The following is a 16,027-nucleotide window of genomic DNA, read 5'->3' as shown; positions in this document are numbered from 1 at the left end:
TTACAAACCATATTCTTTAATTTTGTTATACAATGTTCCTCTTGAAATCCCTAATAAATCAGCTGCGGCGCTCTTATTACCATAGGTTCTTTTTAGCGTATCTTGAATGAGCTGCTTTTCAGATGAGGTTTCATTCAAGGATTCATGAAGAGTGATTTGGCGTTTTAACTCAGCTGGTAAGTGCTGTGCCGTAATAGTTGGCAAATCGTTAAGTAAAATTAACCGTTCAATGGTATTTCGAAGTTCTCTTACATTACCAGGCCAATCGTGACGACAAAGCGTTTCAACCACTTCTTCATCAAGAGTTGGTTTTATCTTTTCGTGCTTTGTGCTGAATTCTTCAATAAATTGTGTAATGAGCGTTGGAATTTCATTCCGACGCTCTTTTAACGGTGGAATATGAATATTAATGACCGTTAGTTGATAATAGAGACCTTCATAAAACTCTCCTTGTTCAATTAAGCTCTCTAACAGTACAGAGGTTGAAGCCATAATTCTTGTATTAACCTGAACTTGCTCATTACTTCCCGTCATGTAATAAGCGGCGTTTTCCAGATAGTCACACAGTTTAATTTGAACGTCTAAAGGCATCTTGTGAACGTCTTGAATAAATAAGGTGCCGTTTGCTGCTTGCTCTAATTTCCCAGGCCTTTTATCGGTTGTAGGCTGTGAAAACACGCCTTGTTGATATCCAAATAACTCCATATCAATGAGACCGGGAGGAATGGTTGCGCAGTTTAGCGTAATAAAGGGTTCATTTCGCCTTGTGCTATCATAATGAATAGCTTGAGCAAGAAGCTCTTTTCCAGATCCTACTTCACCCGTTAATAAAATAGGAATATTTGTAGACGAAACTTTTTTAGCCATTTCAATTTCTTCTTCAAGGGTAGAGTTCTCGCCAATAATAGAAGAAAATAAGCTCTTATCTCCTATCAGTGGGTCTTGTTCCACTTCTTCGTGCAGTCGAATAATATTGGTAATATCATGCTCAGTTGCCACTGCACCAATAACTTTATGGCCTTTTACAATAGGAGAAGCATTCACTAACACGTGCGTTTCTTTATTTGGCTTATGGTAAGCTCCCCGAATCGGTCGACCTTCGTTTAAGATTTTATGTAGCACAATGGACTCATCATCGAAATACGTATTGATGAACTCGCCAACAATTGCTTGTTTTGCAATTTTGTAAGTGTTTTCAGCGGCGGTATTCCATAGCACTACTTTCCCTTTATCGTCAACAACGGTTACGGCGTCGTTAATCGTCTCTCCTAATGTTTCAAAATAAGAGAAAACATCTTCATTTTCAGCTTGTAGATAGTGAATCCAGTCAGAAGGGTGAAGTACACCGTGAATAGAATTAGTTTCATATGCTTGAATAAGAACTGGGCGCTCCCAGTTAACCTTTGATGTTTTGAGGTCAAGCCAAGTAGAGATAGTAGAAGGAGACCAGTTGGTTTTGTGAATCCAATCAATAATAGGCATGCTCATCGAAGCACTCTGGAGGGCAAACTGTTCTTTTGTATGAAAGATGTAATAATGCTTATCAAAAACGATGACATATTCAAAGTTAGAAAGTTCCGATTTTATTTGGGATATGGATGTAGATGGACTGGTTAAAATAAAGGAGTCGTTTATTTTAATTGAGCTCATTGGATTGTACTAAACCCCTTTCATATTCTTACTTTTAATTAAATGTATCACACTTTTTATAAGGTCGCAAAGCGCTTCTTTTGTCCGATTTTCCAGCTAATTCGCAATGGGATTATATATTTGCTCAGACTGGGTATACAAAGGAGAGATGAAGAAATAAGGAAAATTTGAACAGTCCAATACTATTCAGTTCCATTATATAAAAAGAAATGATAAAATACGAATATAAGTTCGTGTTTTTAAGGATTACAGTGCTATAATTTTAACACTAATGAAATGGAGGCCTCTCTGTGGCAGATCAATTTAAGCTAGTATCCTCATATGAACCTAAAGGGGATCAGCCCAAGGCAATTGAAAAAATTGTCAAAGGTATTCATGAAGGAAAACAGCAGCAGGTGTTATTAGGTGCAACAGGAACAGGTAAGACATTTACGATTTCTAATGTAATTAAGGAGGTTAATAAGCCTACCTTAATTATTGCTCATAATAAAACGTTGGCTGGGCAGCTATATAGCGAGTTTAAAGAGTTCTTTCCAGATAACGCAGTGGAATACTTTGTGAGCTATTACGACTACTATCAGCCTGAAGCTTATGTTCCACAAACCGATACGTTTATTGAAAAAGATGCAAGCATTAATGACGAAATCGATAAGCTACGTCACTCTGCAACGTCTTCGTTGTTTGAAAGAAACGACGTTATCATTATTGCCAGCGTATCTTGTATTTATGGATTAGGTTCACCGGAAGAATATAAAGAAATGGTTGTTTCGCTTCGTGTCGGCATGGAAAAGGAGCGAAATCAGCTACTTCGAGATCTTGTGGACGTGCAGTATGAACGCAATGACATCGACTTTAAACGCGGAACATTTCGCGTGCGTGGAGATGTGGTGGAGATTTTCCCAGCATCAAGAGATGAGCGCTGCATTCGCATTGAGTTCTTCGGAGATGAAATTGATCGTATTCGAGAAGTTGATGCTTTAACCGGAGAAGTCCTTAGCGATAGAGAACACGTGGCCATCTTCCCGGCGTCTCACTTCGTCACTCGAGAAGAAAAGATGAAAGTAGCGATTAAAAATATTGAAAAAGAGCTTCAAGAACAGCTTGAAAAGATGCGAGAAGCAGGCAAATTATTAGAAGCTCAGCGCCTTGAACAGCGCACAAACTATGATTTAGAAATGATGAGAGAGATGGGGTTCTGTTCCGGAATTGAAAACTACTCTCGTCATTTAACGCTACGTCCACCAGGATCAACACCATACACGCTGCTAGATTTCTTCCCAGAAGACTTTCTTCTTGTAGTCGATGAATCACATGTGACTATTCCACAAATTCGCGGAATGTATAACGGGGACCAAGCGCGAAAACAAGTGCTTGTTGACCATGGTTTTCGTCTTCCTTCAGCGCTTGATAATCGTCCGTTGAAATTCGATGAATTTGAAGATCATATCCATCAAATTGTTCACGTTTCGGCAACGCCAGGGCCTTATGAACTTGAAAAAGCGTCTGATGTTATTGAACAAATCATTCGACCAACGGGATTATTGGATCCAAATATTGAAGTGAGACCAATTGAAGGGCAGATTGATGATTTAATTGGAGAGCTTCAAGATCGAATTGCGAAAAACGAGCGCGTTCTCATTACAACGCTAACGAAAAAAATGTCAGAGGACTTAACGAATTATTTAAAAGAAATCGGCATTAAAGTACAGTATTTGCATTCTGAAATTAAAACGCTTGAGCGAATTGAAATTATTCGTGATTTGCGTCTTGGTAAATTTGACGTTTTAGTTGGAATTAACCTTCTAAGGGAAGGACTCGACATTCCTGAAGTGTCACTTGTCACGATATTAGATGCAGATAAAGAAGGATTTCTACGATCAGAGCGTTCACTTATCCAAACAATTGGTCGAGCGGCTCGTAACGCTAATGGTCACGTTATTATGTACGCAAATCGCATCACTAACTCGATGGAAATTGCGATTAGTGAAACGAATCGTCGTCGCAGCATTCAAGAAGCATACAATGAAAAACACGGCATTACGCCGCAGACAATTCAAAAAGAAGTTCGAGGTGCAATCCGAGCAACAATTGTAGCTGAGGATACTGAAAGCTACGATCAAGCACCTGCGTTTGATAAAATGACTGGAAAAGAAAAGCAAAAAGTAATTCAAGAAATGGAAGAAGAAATGAAGGAAGCAGCAAAAGCTCTTAACTTTGAACGAGCAGCTGAGCTTCGTGATCTTCTTTTAGAATTAAAAGCAGAAGGGTGATGGCAAGATGGCCATGGAGAAAATCGTAATAAAGGGCGCGCGCGCTCATAATTTAAAAAATATCGATATTGAAATTCCACGTGATAAGCTGGTCGTACTAACGGGCTTATCAGGTTCTGGTAAATCATCGCTTGCTTTTGATACGATTTATGCAGAAGGTCAGAGACGTTACGTGGAGTCATTATCAGCGTATGCTCGGCAGTTCCTTGGTCAGATGGACAAGCCGGACGTGGATTCCATTGAAGGTTTGTCTCCGGCTATCTCAATCGATCAAAAAACAACGAGCCGCAACCCTCGTTCAACTGTAGGAACCGTTACGGAAATTTATGATTATTTACGCTTGCTGTTTGCGCGTGTAGGGAGACCGACTTGTCCAAACCACGGGATTGAAATTACATCTCAGACCATTGAGCAGATGGTGGACCGTATTTTAGAGTACAAAGAGCGTACAAAATTACAAGTGCTGGCTCCCGTTGTGTCTGGGCGAAAAGGTGCGCATGTAAAGGCCTTAGAAGATATTAAAAAGCAAGGATACGTGCGTGTGCGCGTAGATGGAGAAATGCGCGAAGTAACAGAGGAAATTGAGCTAGACAAAAATAAAAAACATTCGATTGAAGTGGTTATCGATCGAATCGTGGTAAAAGAAGGCGTACAGTCTCGTTTATCTGACTCCCTAGAAACGGCTCTAAAACTCGGTGATGGAAAGGTTATTATCGACATCATTGGTGAAGAAGAGCTTTTATTTAGTGAGCATCATGCATGTCCAAAATGTGGTTTTTCAATTGGAGAGCTTGAACCGAGAATGTTTTCATTCAACAGTCCTTATGGTGCTTGTACAGCATGTGATGGACTAGGAATGAAGCTTAAAGTTGACCATGAACTGGTGATTCCGGATGATACGTTAACATTACGAGAAAATGCTATTGCTCCATGGGCTCCAACAAGTTCTCAGTACTATCCACAAATGCTAGAAGCAGTTTGCGCTCATTATAGCATCGATATGGACGTGCCGGTAAAAGACTTACCTAAGCATTTATTAGATAAAATCTTGCATGGAAGCGATGGCGAAAAAATATACTTCCGCTATGAAAATGACTTTGGACAAGTGCGTGAAAATGAAATCTTGTTCGAAGGTGTAATTCCAAACGTAGAGCGTCGTTATCATGAAACCAGCTCTGATTATATTCGTGAGCAAATGGAAAAATATATGGCCGAACAGCCTTGTCCAATGTGTAAGGGCCACCGCTTAAAGAAAGAAGCGCTTGCTGTTTTAATTGATTCTAAGCATATCGGTAACGTGACGCGTTTTTCTGTACAAGAAGCGTACAATTTCTTTAGCAGCCTGCAGCTTTCTGATAAAGAAATGAAAATTGCAGACATGATTTTAAGAGAAATTAAAGAACGCCTCAGTTTCTTAGTGAATGTCGGCTTAGATTACCTCACAATTAATCGTTCAGCTGGAACGTTATCTGGTGGAGAAGCACAGCGTATTCGACTAGCAACGCAAATTGGCTCACGTTTAACAGGGGTTCTTTACATTTTAGATGAACCGTCCATTGGTCTCCATCAGCGTGATAATGATCGCCTTATTCGAACGATGCAAGATATGAGAGACATTGGGAATACATTAATTGTTGTTGAGCACGATGAAGATACGATGCTTGCTGCCGATTATTTAATTGATATTGGTCCTGGTGCCGGTGTGCATGGAGGAGCGGTTGTGTCACAGGGAACACCAAAAGAAGTGATGGCAGATCCAAATTCATTAACAGGTCAGTATCTATCGGGAGAGCGTTTTATTCCGCTGCCAACAGAGCGCCGCGCAATTGATAAGAGCCGAATGATTGACATTGTAGGTGCAAAAGAAAACAATTTAAAAAATGTGAAGGTAAGTATTCCACTTGGAACGTTTACAGCAGTAACAGGCGTATCAGGTTCAGGGAAAAGTACGCTGGTAAATGATATTTTACACAAAACGCTTGCTCAAAAGCTTCATAAAGCCAAAAGTAGGGCTGGAGAGCATAAAGAAATCAAAGGAATTGAGCACTTAGATAAAGTGATTGATATTGATCAATCTCCAATTGGACGTACACCACGCTCTAATCCAGCTACGTATACGGGTGTTTTTGATGACATTCGTGACGTATTTGCCCAAACGAACGAAGCAAAAGTACGTGGTTATAAAAAAGGTCGTTTTAGCTTTAACGTAAAGGGAGGTCGCTGTGAAGCGTGTCGTGGAGACGGAATCATTAAAATTGAAATGCACTTTTTGCCGGACGTATATGTACCTTGTGAAGTATGTCATGGCAAGCGCTACAACCGCGAAACGTTAGAAGTTAAATATAAAGACCATAATATTTCAGACGTGCTGGATATGACGGTCGAGGATGCTCTGCATTTCTTTGAAAACATACCGAAAATCAAGCGTAAGCTACAAACAATCCATGACGTAGGACTTGGATATATTACGCTTGGGCAGCCTGCTACAACCCTATCAGGAGGGGAAGCGCAGCGTGTAAAGCTAGCTTCTGAGCTGCATCGCCGATCAACGGGCCGAACGCTTTACATTTTAGATGAGCCAACAACAGGTCTGCATATTGACGATATTGCACGACTTCTAAAAGTATTGCAACGACTCGTTGAAAATGGTGACACGGTTCTCGTTATTGAACACAATCTTGATATTATTAAAGCAGCAGATTATTTAATTGATTTAGGACCTGAAGGCGGAGATCAAGGTGGTCAAATTGTTGGTACAGGTACACCAGAAGAAGTCGCTGAAGTGAAAGGTTCCTATACAGGTAAGTATTTAAAGCCAATTTTAGAACGTGATCGAAAGCGTATGGATGAGAAGATAAAGGAAGTTCAAACAGTTGGCAAAGCATAAAATAGAAAAAAAGGCGCTAAAGGTAGCGCTTTTTTCTATTTTATGTATATTGAAACTTTTTGTAGCATAAACCGTATTACATAATAGTCTGCTTTTTCTTTAATAAAAAGGCAGTGAAAGTATGAAATAACGAGCTAAGATAGATGAAATTATAAACCAAAAGGGGAGAGTCACATGCTAGAAAAGCGCAAGCAGATTTTACAGATGGTAGAAGAGGGGAAGTTGACGGTAGATGAAGCATTAACGCTTTTAAATTCACTTGAAGCAAATCCTGAGCCAACTGTAAAAGTGAATGCATCATCGGAGTTGACGCCTTATGTTGGTAAATCGAGCAGCAGTTCTTCGACTTTTAAACCTTCGTCTGCATCCTTTAAAGAAAAGCTATTTAGCTTTGTCGATCAGACAGTCAAAAAAGTAAAGGACGTTGATTTAGACTTTAACTTTGGGCCCTCAGTTAAAGTTCAGCATATTTTCCAACAAACAGAAGCTTATATTCAGGCAATTGATATCGATATTGCAAACGGAAGTGTGAAGGTAAAACCATGGGGAAGTCCGGATGTGCGAATCGAGTGCGAATCAGATGTTTATAAGGTAGAGGGGCAAGAGCAAGCGCGACAAGCGTTTTTAAAAGATGTCTTATTTTCAATTGAGAACGGGAAGCTAAAATTTAATGTGCAAAAAAAACATATGAAGGTGAAGGCGACTGTTTATATACCTGAAACCGAGTATGAGAGAGTGAATGTACGTGTGTTTAATGGACCTATTGAAGGGGAAAGATTAAATGTAAGAGAATTAAAGGCCAAAACAGCCAACGGTTTAATTCGCTTTTATGAAGTGAATAGTGGACAGCTTGAAGCGGAAACATCTAATGGTCACATTGAGCTCTCACGCGTTTTCTCATCAAAATGTGAGATGGAGACGATTAACGGTTCTATAAAATTTGATGGGGATTATAAAAAAATCGATGCGCAAACTTTTAATGGAGATATTGAAGGGTACCTGAAAGGAGAGCGTGTTGAGTTAGCATTTTTAAAAACGACTACGGGACATATCGAGCTTTATACGCCGTCTCATCTTGGCATCGAAGGAGATTTGAAATCAAATCTAGGTAAATTCGTATGTAACTTACCTCAAATGGAGGTAATTGAAGAGAAAAAAGAGACGGTCATGAAGCAGATGCGCTTCCGAGCATATCTTGAAACAGCTAAATCGTATAAATTATTAGCAGAGTCTAAAGCTGGTTCAATCACAATTAAGTAAAACGTTGGCATATAAAGAAGCCTTTTGTAATCAGAATGATTAGGAAAAGGAGAAGATTGATAAATGAAAAAGTTATATAGATCACGCAGAAATAGAAAATTAGCTGGAATTATCGGCGGAATTTCCGAGTATACAGGGATTAGTGCTACGATTCTTCGACTGATTTTTGCATTGAGCGTTCTATTCGTTATTGGAACACCACTGGTAGTTATCTACTTCATTTTAATCTTTGTATTGCCAAATGAAGAAGGAGCCTAATAAGCATGCTTGTGAGAGGGATTATTAGCATTTTAATTAATGCTCTTGTACTTGTAGTAATTGCAGGTTATATCGATGCATTTCAACTATCGTCGATTGGTGCTGCAATTATTGCCAGCATCATTTTATCCATTTTAAATATTATCGTGAAACCCATTTTAATTCTTTTGACGTTACCAGTGACATTTCTAACACTTGGACTGTTTTTATTCGTCATAAACGCAGCGACGTTAATGATTACGCAAGGTATTATGGGTGATTCGTTTGTTATTGATGGATTTGGTACAGCTATTTTAGCTGCTATTGTTATGTCCATTCTGAACCTATTGATTCAAAAGGTTATTATTGATCCGTTGCGATCCAAATAAAGTAGCGCTAGCTTCAACGAAGCTAGCGCTACTTTGTTTTCTCTTCTCTTGCTTTTAATGATAAAATAGAGTGAACCTTTAATGGTAAATACTATCATAGACAAAAAGCTAATGGGTACATGGTTTTAAACTAAAGGAGGATTTCAGGTGGTAACAGTTCGTACTAAAGACTTAATTGAAAAGTTTAATTTAGAGTTAATCAGTGGAGAAGAAGGAATTGACCGTCCGATTGCAACAAGTGATATTTCACGTCCAGGGATTGAAATGGCCGGTTATTTTACATATTATCCAGCAGAGCGCATACAGCTATTAGGGAAAACGGAATTATCATTTTTTGAGTGTTTAGATGATGAAGAAAAGAAAGTCCGAATGGAAAAAATGTGTACAGATATTACGCCAGCCATTATTATTTCTCGTGATATGTCTGTGCCGAAAGAATTGATTGAAGCTTCTGAACGCGAAGCAGTTCCTGTACTACGATCGCCTTCTAAAACGACAAGACTTTCAAGTCATTTAACGAACTTTTTAGAAAGTCGTTTAGCACCGTCTACAGCTCTTCACGGAGTGCTTGTAGATATTTATGGAATCGGTGTCTTAATCATGGGGAAAAGTGGCGTTGGTAAAAGTGAAACCGCGCTTGAACTTGTGAAACGTGGACATCGTCTAGTAGCGGATGACTGTGTAGAAATTCGTCAAGAAGATCAAGATACGCTGGTCGGTAATGCTCCGGGGTTAATTGAACACTTACTTGAAATTCGCGGCCTTGGTATTATTAACGTGATGACGCTATTTGGTGCAGGTTCAGTACGTAGCTATAAGCGTATTTCATTAGTTATTCAGCTTGAGACATGGGACCAAAATAAACATTATGATCGTTTAGGCCTTGAAGAAGATAAAATGAAGATTATTGACACAGATGTGACAAAAATCACGTTACCTGTTCGTCCAGGGCGTAACTTAGCTGTTATTATTGAGGTAGCCGCAATGAATTTCCGCTTGAAACGGATGGGAATTAATGCAGCTGAGCAGTTCTCAAATCGCTTAACGGATGTAATTGAAGACGGTGACAGAGAAGATATTTAAGAAAGGGTGGTTTGATGGAAGCAAATATTCAGCCGCTTGATCGTGTGTTTTTAGAGCTAGGCCCACTGACAATCTATTGGTATGGCGTCATTATTGGAGCTGGTGTGCTGCTTGCTCTGTATATTGCTACAAAAGAAAGCACGAAGCGTGGGTTGCCTAAAGACACGTTTATCGATTTAGTGCTATTTGCAGTACCAATTGCTATTATTTGTGCGCGCATATACTATGTTGCGTTTGAATGGGATTATTACTCACAGCATTTGAATGAGATACCTCAAATCTGGAACGGTGGAATTGCTATTCATGGTGGATTGATTGGAGCAATTTTAACTGGGATTGTTTTTTCACGTGTGAAAAAGATTTCATTTTGGAAACTAGCGGACATTGCGGCACCGAGTATTATTCTTGGTCAAGCAATCGGACGCTGGGGGAATTTTATGAATCAGGAAGCGCACGGTGGAGAAGTATCACGTGCTTTTCTAGAAGGTTTGCACCTGCCAGAATTTATTATTAATCAAATGTATATTAACGGTACATATTACCACCCTACGTTTTTATATGAATCGCTTTGGAATTTAGCCGGATTTGCTCTGTTAATTGCGCTAAGACGCGTCAACTTGCGTAGAGGTGAACTGTTCTTAACGTACGTTATTTGGTATTCAATTGGGCGATACTTTATTGAAGGAATGCGTACAGACAGCTTGATGTTGACGGATACGCTGCGCATCGCACAAGTCATTTCGCTTGTCTTAATTGCGGTAGCAGTCATTATTATTGCTATTCGTCGAAAAACAAATAAGGAAACGTATTTGGAAACAAGTAAAAAGAAACAGGGGTGAGGGAATGCTTAGGTCGATACAAAAGGGGATTATGGGAGGACTCAAAACAACGCTGACACTAGGAAAAGTCATTTTTCCAGTAACGCTAATTGTTTCACTCCTTCAATACACGCCAGTGCTGGATTGGTTTGCTACGTTAATTTCACCTTTAATGAAGTTATTTGGGCTATCGGGAGATGCAGCCATTCCACTTGTGCTGGGGAACTTGTTAAATTTATATGCGGGAATTGCAGGGATTTTATCACTGGATTTAACGGTGAAAGAAGTATTTATTCTAGCCGTTATGCTGTCTTTCTCTCATAATTTATTAATTGAAACGAGCGTAGCTTTAAAAGTTGGTGTGAGGCTATGGGTTATTTTATCGGTTCGTATCGGGCTCGCTGTGATCTCAGCCATTATCATTAACTTAGTATGGAATGGCGGAGGCGAACAGGCACAGTACGGTTTTTTAGCAACGAAGCACGAGGAAGTAAGCGGATGGGGAGCAATCATCTGGCAATCGATTGAAAAAGCAGGTTTTGGAATTCTACAGCTGGCTCTTATTGTTATTCCAGTTATGGTGGGAATTCAAATCCTGAAAGATATTGGGTGGCTCGATAAGCTTTCCTCAATGCTTGGTCCGTTTACACGCCTATTAGGGATGAAAGAAAATACGTCTACAACGCTTGTGACAGGTCTCTTACTAGGGTTGGCATATGGAGCTGGCGTCATGATTCAAGCTGTACAAGAAGAGGGAGTTAGTAAGCGTGATGCAACGCTTGCGTTCATCTTTTTAGTCGCTTGTCATGCTGTAGTAGAAGATACGTTAATTTTTATTCCGCTAGGTATTCCTGTACTGCCGCTGCTCATTATTCGGGTAGTTGTTGCACTTGTGTTAACCATTGTGATTTCACGGATGTGGAAAGAAAATGAAGTAAGGCATAGAAAGGAAGTTTCATATGAGCATTAACACCGTTCTATTTGATTTAGATGGAACGCTAATTGATACAAATGAATTAATTATTTCATCTTTTATGCACACATTAAATCATTATTATCCCGAGCAATATAAACGTGAAGATGTCTTGGCATTTATGGGGCCACCTCTTTATGACACTTTTGTACAGATGGATAAAGAGCGAGTACACGAAATGATTGACACGTACCGTACTCATAACTTAAGTCATCATGATGAACTTGTAACAGAGTTTGCAGGCGTATTTGAAACGGTGAAATGGTTACATGATCAGAAGTATAAGTTGGCTATCGTTACAACAAAGCAGATTAATACGGTCATGCTGGGGCTAAAACTTACGAAGTTGGATCAATTTTTTGATGTAATTGTTGCAATTGACGACGTGCAGCATGCAAAACCTCACCCAGAGCCAGTCGAAAAAGCATTAGTACTTTTAAATGCACAGCCAGAAGAAGCTGTTATGGTAGGAGATAACCATCATGACATCCTATCTGGTAAAAATGCAGGTACGAAAACAGCTGGTGTGGCTTGGAGTGCAAAAGGAAGAGAACACATTGCTTCTTATGAGCCAGATGTTATCTTAGAAGAGATGAAAGACTTGATTCCATGGCTTGGAGGAAAAGAGCAGTGAGAAAGACGAAGCGATTTCCTGTCGAAGGACCTAACTCGCTCTGGCACGTCTATAAAACCGTTCCATTTTGGAAGGTAATGCGTAACTTTATTGTCATTCAGCTTGCTCGCTATTCTCCTTTTTTATCATTTAAAAACTGGCTTTACCGGACGTTCTTACAGATGGAGGTAGGGCCTCAAACTTCTTTTGGACTGATGGTTATGCTTGATATTATGTTTCCAGAGAAGATAACGGTTGGAAAAAACTCGGTAATTGGATATAACACAACGATTCTCGCCCATGAATATTTAATTAAAGAATATCGACTTGGAGATGTAATCATTGGTGATGAGGTAATGATTGGAGCTAATAGTACAATCTTACCTGGAGTAGTGATTGGTAACGGAGCAATTGTTGCTGCGGGAACAGTCGTACATAGAAACATAGAGCCTGGCTCTTTTGTTGGAGGAAATCCAATGAGGGTCATTTATACAAAAGAAGAAATGCAAAAGCGCACAGAAGAAAACGAATCAGCCACGACTTATCAATAAGGAGTGGCTTTTTTTGTAAGAAAATAGCGCTATATGAGTTGACGATTACCTATAAGGGGTGTAAACTACTAATAACTTTAATTTGTTATTTCGCTAATACATTAGTGTGATAAAGTGAAAAGTGGTCTTCTATGATGAAAATTAGTTGTTTATATAGAAATAGATGCAACCAAGTTGAGAAAAGGAAGTGTCATAATGTCAAAGCTGTTTATGTTTGAAAAACCTTTAGGTATGCGGGATACATTACCATCTCTTTTTGAAAAGAAAAAGCAAGTTCGAAATCAGTTAGCAGAAGAAATTAGTAGCTGGGGCTATCAATATATGGCTACTCCTACTCTTGAATACTTTGAAACGGTTGGAAGCGCATCGGCCATTTTAGATCAACAATTATTTAAATTATTAGATAAAGAAGGTCATACGCTTGTTTTACGACCTGATATGACGACGCCTTTTGCGCGCGTGGCAGCATCAAAACTTTTAAATAACTCACCGCTTCGCCTTGCGTATGAAGCGAATGTCTTTCGAGCTCAGCAGCGTGAAGGTGGTCGACCGGCTGAGTTTGAGCAAATTGGTGTTGAGTTAATTGGTGATGCAACAATGAGCAGCGATGCAGAAGTGATTGCGTTGATGATTAGTGCATTAAAGCGTGCTGGGCTAAAATCATTTAAAGTAGCCATTGGCCACATTGGATTCGTTAACTCATTGTTCTTAGAGATTGTCGGAAACGAAGAGCGTGCCAATGTTTTACGCCGCTTTTTATATGAGAAAAATTATGTTGGTTATCGTAATCACGTGAAGAGCTTAAACCTTTCCTCCATTGATAAACAGCGTCTTTTACAGCTTTTAAACTTACGTGGTGGAGAAGAAAAAATCCAAGAAGCTATTGAGCTTGTTGAAAATAAAGAAGGTAAAAAGCTTGCTGAGGATCTTCAAAGCCTTTGGAACATGCTGGACGCTTATGGCGTAACGGAAGAAATTAAAATTGACTTCAACCTTGTAAGTCACATGAGTTATTACACTGGCATTTTATTTGAAGTCTTTGCTGAGCACGTAGGCTTTCATATTGGGAACGGTGGACGTTACGATCAATTATTAGAACAATTTTCAACGAAAACACCGGCAACTGGATTTGGTATTCAGCTTGACCGTTTAATTGAAGCGCTAGATGAAGAAGCATACGAAGAAGTGCCTGTTTACGGCGTTTTATATAGCCAGGAGCGGTTATCAGAAGCAATAGCGCTTGCGGCTGAACAAAGACGTGCAGGTAAACGTGTCGTTGTTCAAGATATTGTAGGCGTTGATGATGTCGACGTATTTACAGCTGGCCTTGAAGAAGTATCGTTTCTTATTGGTAAACGTGGCAAGGGGGGACAATAATGACTGAACTACTAACAATTGCGATGCCAAAAGGAAGAATATTTGAAGAAGCTGCTCAACTTTTGCGTCAAGCAGGCTTTCAACTTCCTCCAGAGTTTGATGACTCGCGTAAATTAATTGTTGATATTCCAGAAGAAAACATGCGCTTTATTTTAGCAAAGCCAATGGACGTAACGACTTACGTAGAGTATGGCGTAGCTGATTTAGGTATTGCAGGAAAAGATGTGATGCTTGAAGAAGAAAGAGATGTCTATGAACTATTAGATTTGCAGATTAGCAAATGTCATCTTGCAGTGGCGGGCCTTCCCAATGCGAAAAAATCAGAGATTGCGCAAAAAGTAGCGACAAAATATCCGAACGTCGCGTCCACTTATTTTCGAGAACAAGGAGAACAGGTGGAAATTATTAAGCTAAATGGATCGATTGAGTTAGCGCCGCTTATCGGCTTAGCAGATCGTATTGTTGATATCGTTTCGACGGGCAGAACGCTACAGGAAAATGGTCTGGTTGAACTAGAGCATATCGGTGATATTACATCTCGATTAATTGTAAACCCAGTTAGCTACCGGTTAAAAGATGAACGCATTGATGATTTAGTTAACCGATTATCAAAAGTTGTCGAAGCATCATGAATGAGGTGAATTTGATGAAGATTACACGTGTGACGGAAGACGTTAGCTTAAAACGTACGATTGATCAAGGCACGGGAGCACAGCGTGAAGCGGTGCTTAACATTCTTCGAGACGTTAAGGATAAAGGAGATCAAGCCCTATTTTCATATACGGAAAAGTTTGACGGTGTGTTATTAGAAGCACTGAAAGTGTCGGATGCAGAGCGGAAGAACGCATATGAAGCCATCGATGATGAAACTATTCAGATTATTAACGAGGCTGCTGCTAATATCCGTGACTACCATGAGCGCATGATTACGCAATCTTGGATGGTGACAAAAGAAGATGGCACGATTCTTGGGCAGAAGGTGACACCTTTAGATGCAGTTGGCGTCTATGTCCCAGGCGGTTTAGCTGCGTATCCATCATCCGTGTTGATGAACGTAATTCCTGCTCAGGTAGCTGGCGTTAAGCGTATTGTAATGGTATCACCTGTGCAAAAAGACGGTTCGTTACCAGCTGGCGTTCTCGTTGCAGCTACTGAGCTAGGTGTGGAAGAGATTTATAAAGTTGGAGGAGCACAAGCGATCGGAGCATTGGCGTATGGAACAGAAACAATTGAAGCGGTCGACAAAATTGTGGGTCCAGGAAACATTTATGTTGCCTTAGCAAAGAGAGAAGTATACGGCTTAGTTGATATTGATTCGATTGCTGGACCGAGTGAAATCGTTGTATTAGCAGATGATACAGCAAGACCAAATGAAGTGGCAGCTGACCTGTTATCACAAGCAGAACATGACCAGTTGGCATCTAGCATTTTGGTAACAGCGTCTTTAAATCTAGCAGCAGCCGTAGCACAAGAGGTTCAAAAACAGCTTGAAACGCTACCTCGAAAAGTGATTGCTGAAGCATCTATTCAAGAGTACGGTGAAATTTATGTCACAGAAGAGCTTGAAGAAGCGATTGACGTAGTTAATAAATTGGCTCCAGAACATCTTGAAATTATGACGGATGAACCGATGACTATACTCGGGAAAATTCGTCACGCTGGAGCTATTTTTTTAGGTAGATATAGCTCAGAACCAGTAGGAGATTATTTTGCTGGCCCAAACCATGTATTACCAACGAACGGAACGGCCAAGTTTTCAAGTCCGTTATCCGTTGATTCATTTGTAAAAAAATCAAGCATCATTTCATATAGCGAGCAGGCGCTTAAAGCTAATAGTTCGAAAATTGCCGCTTTTGCAAGGCTAGAAGGATTAGAAGCACACGCTCGAGCAGTTGAAGAACGATTCAAAAAATAAAGTA

14 protein-coding genes are annotated in these 16,027 nt (G+C 39.8%); 13 read left to right on the top strand and 1 reads right to left on the bottom strand.

All coding sequences use genetic code 11. The features are described from left to right. Window positions 1–1,488 (bottom strand): sigma-54 interaction domain-containing protein, encoded by a 1,488-nt coding sequence (locus tag BFL01S_RS09415; RefSeq protein WP_235859216.1) that lies wholly within the window; start codon window positions 1,486–1,488, stop codon window positions 1–3. Window positions 1,489–1,940: 452 nt separating this feature from the next. On the opposite strand from BFL01S_RS09415, the gene uvrB reads away from it, so the two are divergent. The 13 genes from uvrB (at window position 1,941) to hisD (ending at window position 16,023) form a co-directional block, all read left to right on the top strand. After that, window positions 1,941–3,920, top strand: coding sequence for an excinuclease ABC subunit UvrB (uvrB, locus tag BFL01S_RS09410; protein WP_025907405.1), 1,980 nt, complete (start codon window positions 1,941–1,943; stop codon window positions 3,918–3,920). A gap of 7 nt (window positions 3,921–3,927) precedes the next feature. Beyond that, the gene (uvrA, locus tag BFL01S_RS09405) at window positions 3,928–6,807 is read left to right on the top strand and encodes an excinuclease ABC subunit UvrA (RefSeq protein ID WP_061785541.1); all 2,880 of its coding nucleotides are present in this window, start codon (window positions 3,928–3,930) and stop codon (window positions 6,805–6,807) included. A gap of 174 nt (window positions 6,808–6,981) precedes the next feature. Continuing rightward, the gene (locus tag BFL01S_RS09400) at window positions 6,982–8,067 is read left to right on the top strand and encodes a DUF4097 family beta strand repeat-containing protein (protein ID WP_025907409.1); all 1,086 of its coding nucleotides are present in this window, start codon (window positions 6,982–6,984) and stop codon (window positions 8,065–8,067) included. A 63-nt stretch (window positions 8,068–8,130) separates the two neighbouring features. After that, complete coding sequence (locus tag BFL01S_RS09395) at window positions 8,131–8,325, top strand: PspC domain-containing protein (protein WP_025907411.1); 195 nt, start codon at window positions 8,131–8,133, stop codon at window positions 8,323–8,325. A 5-nt stretch (window positions 8,326–8,330) separates the two neighbouring features. Continuing rightward, entirely contained in the window at window positions 8,331–8,693 is a 363-nt protein-coding gene (locus BFL01S_RS09390; protein ID WP_025907413.1) for a phage holin family protein, read from the top strand. A 147-nt stretch (window positions 8,694–8,840) separates the two neighbouring features. After that, window positions 8,841–9,776, top strand: coding sequence for an HPr(Ser) kinase/phosphatase (hprK, locus tag BFL01S_RS09385; protein ID WP_061785540.1), 936 nt, complete (start codon window positions 8,841–8,843; stop codon window positions 9,774–9,776). 14 nt (window positions 9,777–9,790) lie between these two features. Further along, entirely contained in the window at window positions 9,791–10,615 is an 825-nt protein-coding gene (lgt, locus tag BFL01S_RS09380) for a prolipoprotein diacylglyceryl transferase (RefSeq protein ID WP_025907417.1), read from the top strand. A 4-nt stretch (window positions 10,616–10,619) separates the two neighbouring features. Continuing rightward, window positions 10,620–11,564: a nucleoside recognition domain-containing protein gene (locus tag BFL01S_RS09375; RefSeq protein ID WP_061785539.1), complete on the top strand. Its 945-nt coding sequence runs from the start codon at window positions 10,620–10,622 to the stop codon at window positions 11,562–11,564. Then, the gene (ppaX, locus tag BFL01S_RS09370; RefSeq protein WP_025907421.1) at window positions 11,554–12,201 is read left to right on the top strand and encodes a pyrophosphatase PpaX; all 648 of its coding nucleotides are present in this window, start codon (window positions 11,554–11,556) and stop codon (window positions 12,199–12,201) included. The genes BFL01S_RS09375 and ppaX overlap by 11 nt, the downstream gene beginning before the upstream one ends. Then, window positions 12,198–12,731, top strand: coding sequence for an acyltransferase (locus tag BFL01S_RS09365; RefSeq protein WP_025907423.1), 534 nt, complete (start codon window positions 12,198–12,200; stop codon window positions 12,729–12,731). Before ppaX ends, BFL01S_RS09365 begins: the two co-directional genes overlap by 4 nt. A 195-nt stretch (window positions 12,732–12,926) precedes the next feature. Beyond that, window positions 12,927–14,108, top strand: coding sequence for an ATP phosphoribosyltransferase regulatory subunit (locus tag BFL01S_RS09360; RefSeq protein WP_025907424.1), 1,182 nt, complete (start codon window positions 12,927–12,929; stop codon window positions 14,106–14,108). After that, a complete protein-coding gene (hisG, locus tag BFL01S_RS09355; protein ID WP_025907426.1) occupies window positions 14,108–14,740 on the top strand; it encodes an ATP phosphoribosyltransferase in 633 nt (210 codons plus the stop codon). Before BFL01S_RS09360 ends, hisG begins: the two co-directional genes overlap by 1 nt. Before the next feature lie 14 nt (window positions 14,741–14,754). Beyond that, window positions 14,755–16,023 (top strand): histidinol dehydrogenase, encoded by a 1,269-nt coding sequence (gene hisD, locus BFL01S_RS09350; RefSeq protein ID WP_061785538.1) that lies wholly within the window; start codon window positions 14,755–14,757, stop codon window positions 16,021–16,023. Window positions 16,024–16,027 lie beyond the last annotated feature (4 nt).

The organism is Priestia flexa NBRC 15715, from assembly GCF_001591565.1.
GTDB lineage: Bacteria > Bacillota > Bacilli > Bacillales > Bacillaceae_H > Priestia > Priestia flexa.
The sequence above is the reverse complement of the archived record's forward strand: the minus strand, read 5'-3'. Positions and strand labels throughout refer to the sequence as shown.

Excerpts from the sequence above, each read along its gene's own strand:
- BFL01S_RS09415 (WP_235859216.1), bottom strand. The coding sequence starts at position 1,488 with ATGAGCATGCCTATTATTGATTGGATTCACAAAACCAACTGGTCTCCT.
- uvrA (WP_061785541.1), top strand. The coding sequence starts at position 3,928 with ATGGCCATGGAGAAAATCGTAATAAAGGGCGCGCGCGCTCATAATTTA.
- BFL01S_RS09400 (WP_025907409.1), top strand. The coding sequence starts at position 6,982 with ATGCTAGAAAAGCGCAAGCAGATTTTACAGATGGTAGAAGAGGGGAAG.
- BFL01S_RS09395 (WP_025907411.1), top strand. The coding sequence starts at position 8,131 with ATGAAAAAGTTATATAGATCACGCAGAAATAGAAAATTAGCTGGAATT.
- BFL01S_RS09390 (WP_025907413.1), top strand. The coding sequence starts at position 8,331 with ATGCTTGTGAGAGGGATTATTAGCATTTTAATTAATGCTCTTGTACTT.
- lgt (WP_025907417.1), top strand. The coding sequence starts at position 9,791 with ATGGAAGCAAATATTCAGCCGCTTGATCGTGTGTTTTTAGAGCTAGGC.
- BFL01S_RS09375 (WP_061785539.1), top strand. The coding sequence starts at position 10,620 with ATGCTTAGGTCGATACAAAAGGGGATTATGGGAGGACTCAAAACAACG.
- ppaX (WP_025907421.1), top strand. The coding sequence starts at position 11,554 with ATGAGCATTAACACCGTTCTATTTGATTTAGATGGAACGCTAATTGAT.
- BFL01S_RS09360 (WP_025907424.1), top strand. The coding sequence starts at position 12,927 with ATGTCAAAGCTGTTTATGTTTGAAAAACCTTTAGGTATGCGGGATACA.
- hisG (WP_025907426.1), top strand. The coding sequence starts at position 14,108 with ATGACTGAACTACTAACAATTGCGATGCCAAAAGGAAGAATATTTGAA.
- hisD (WP_061785538.1), top strand. The coding sequence starts at position 14,755 with ATGAAGATTACACGTGTGACGGAAGACGTTAGCTTAAAACGTACGATT.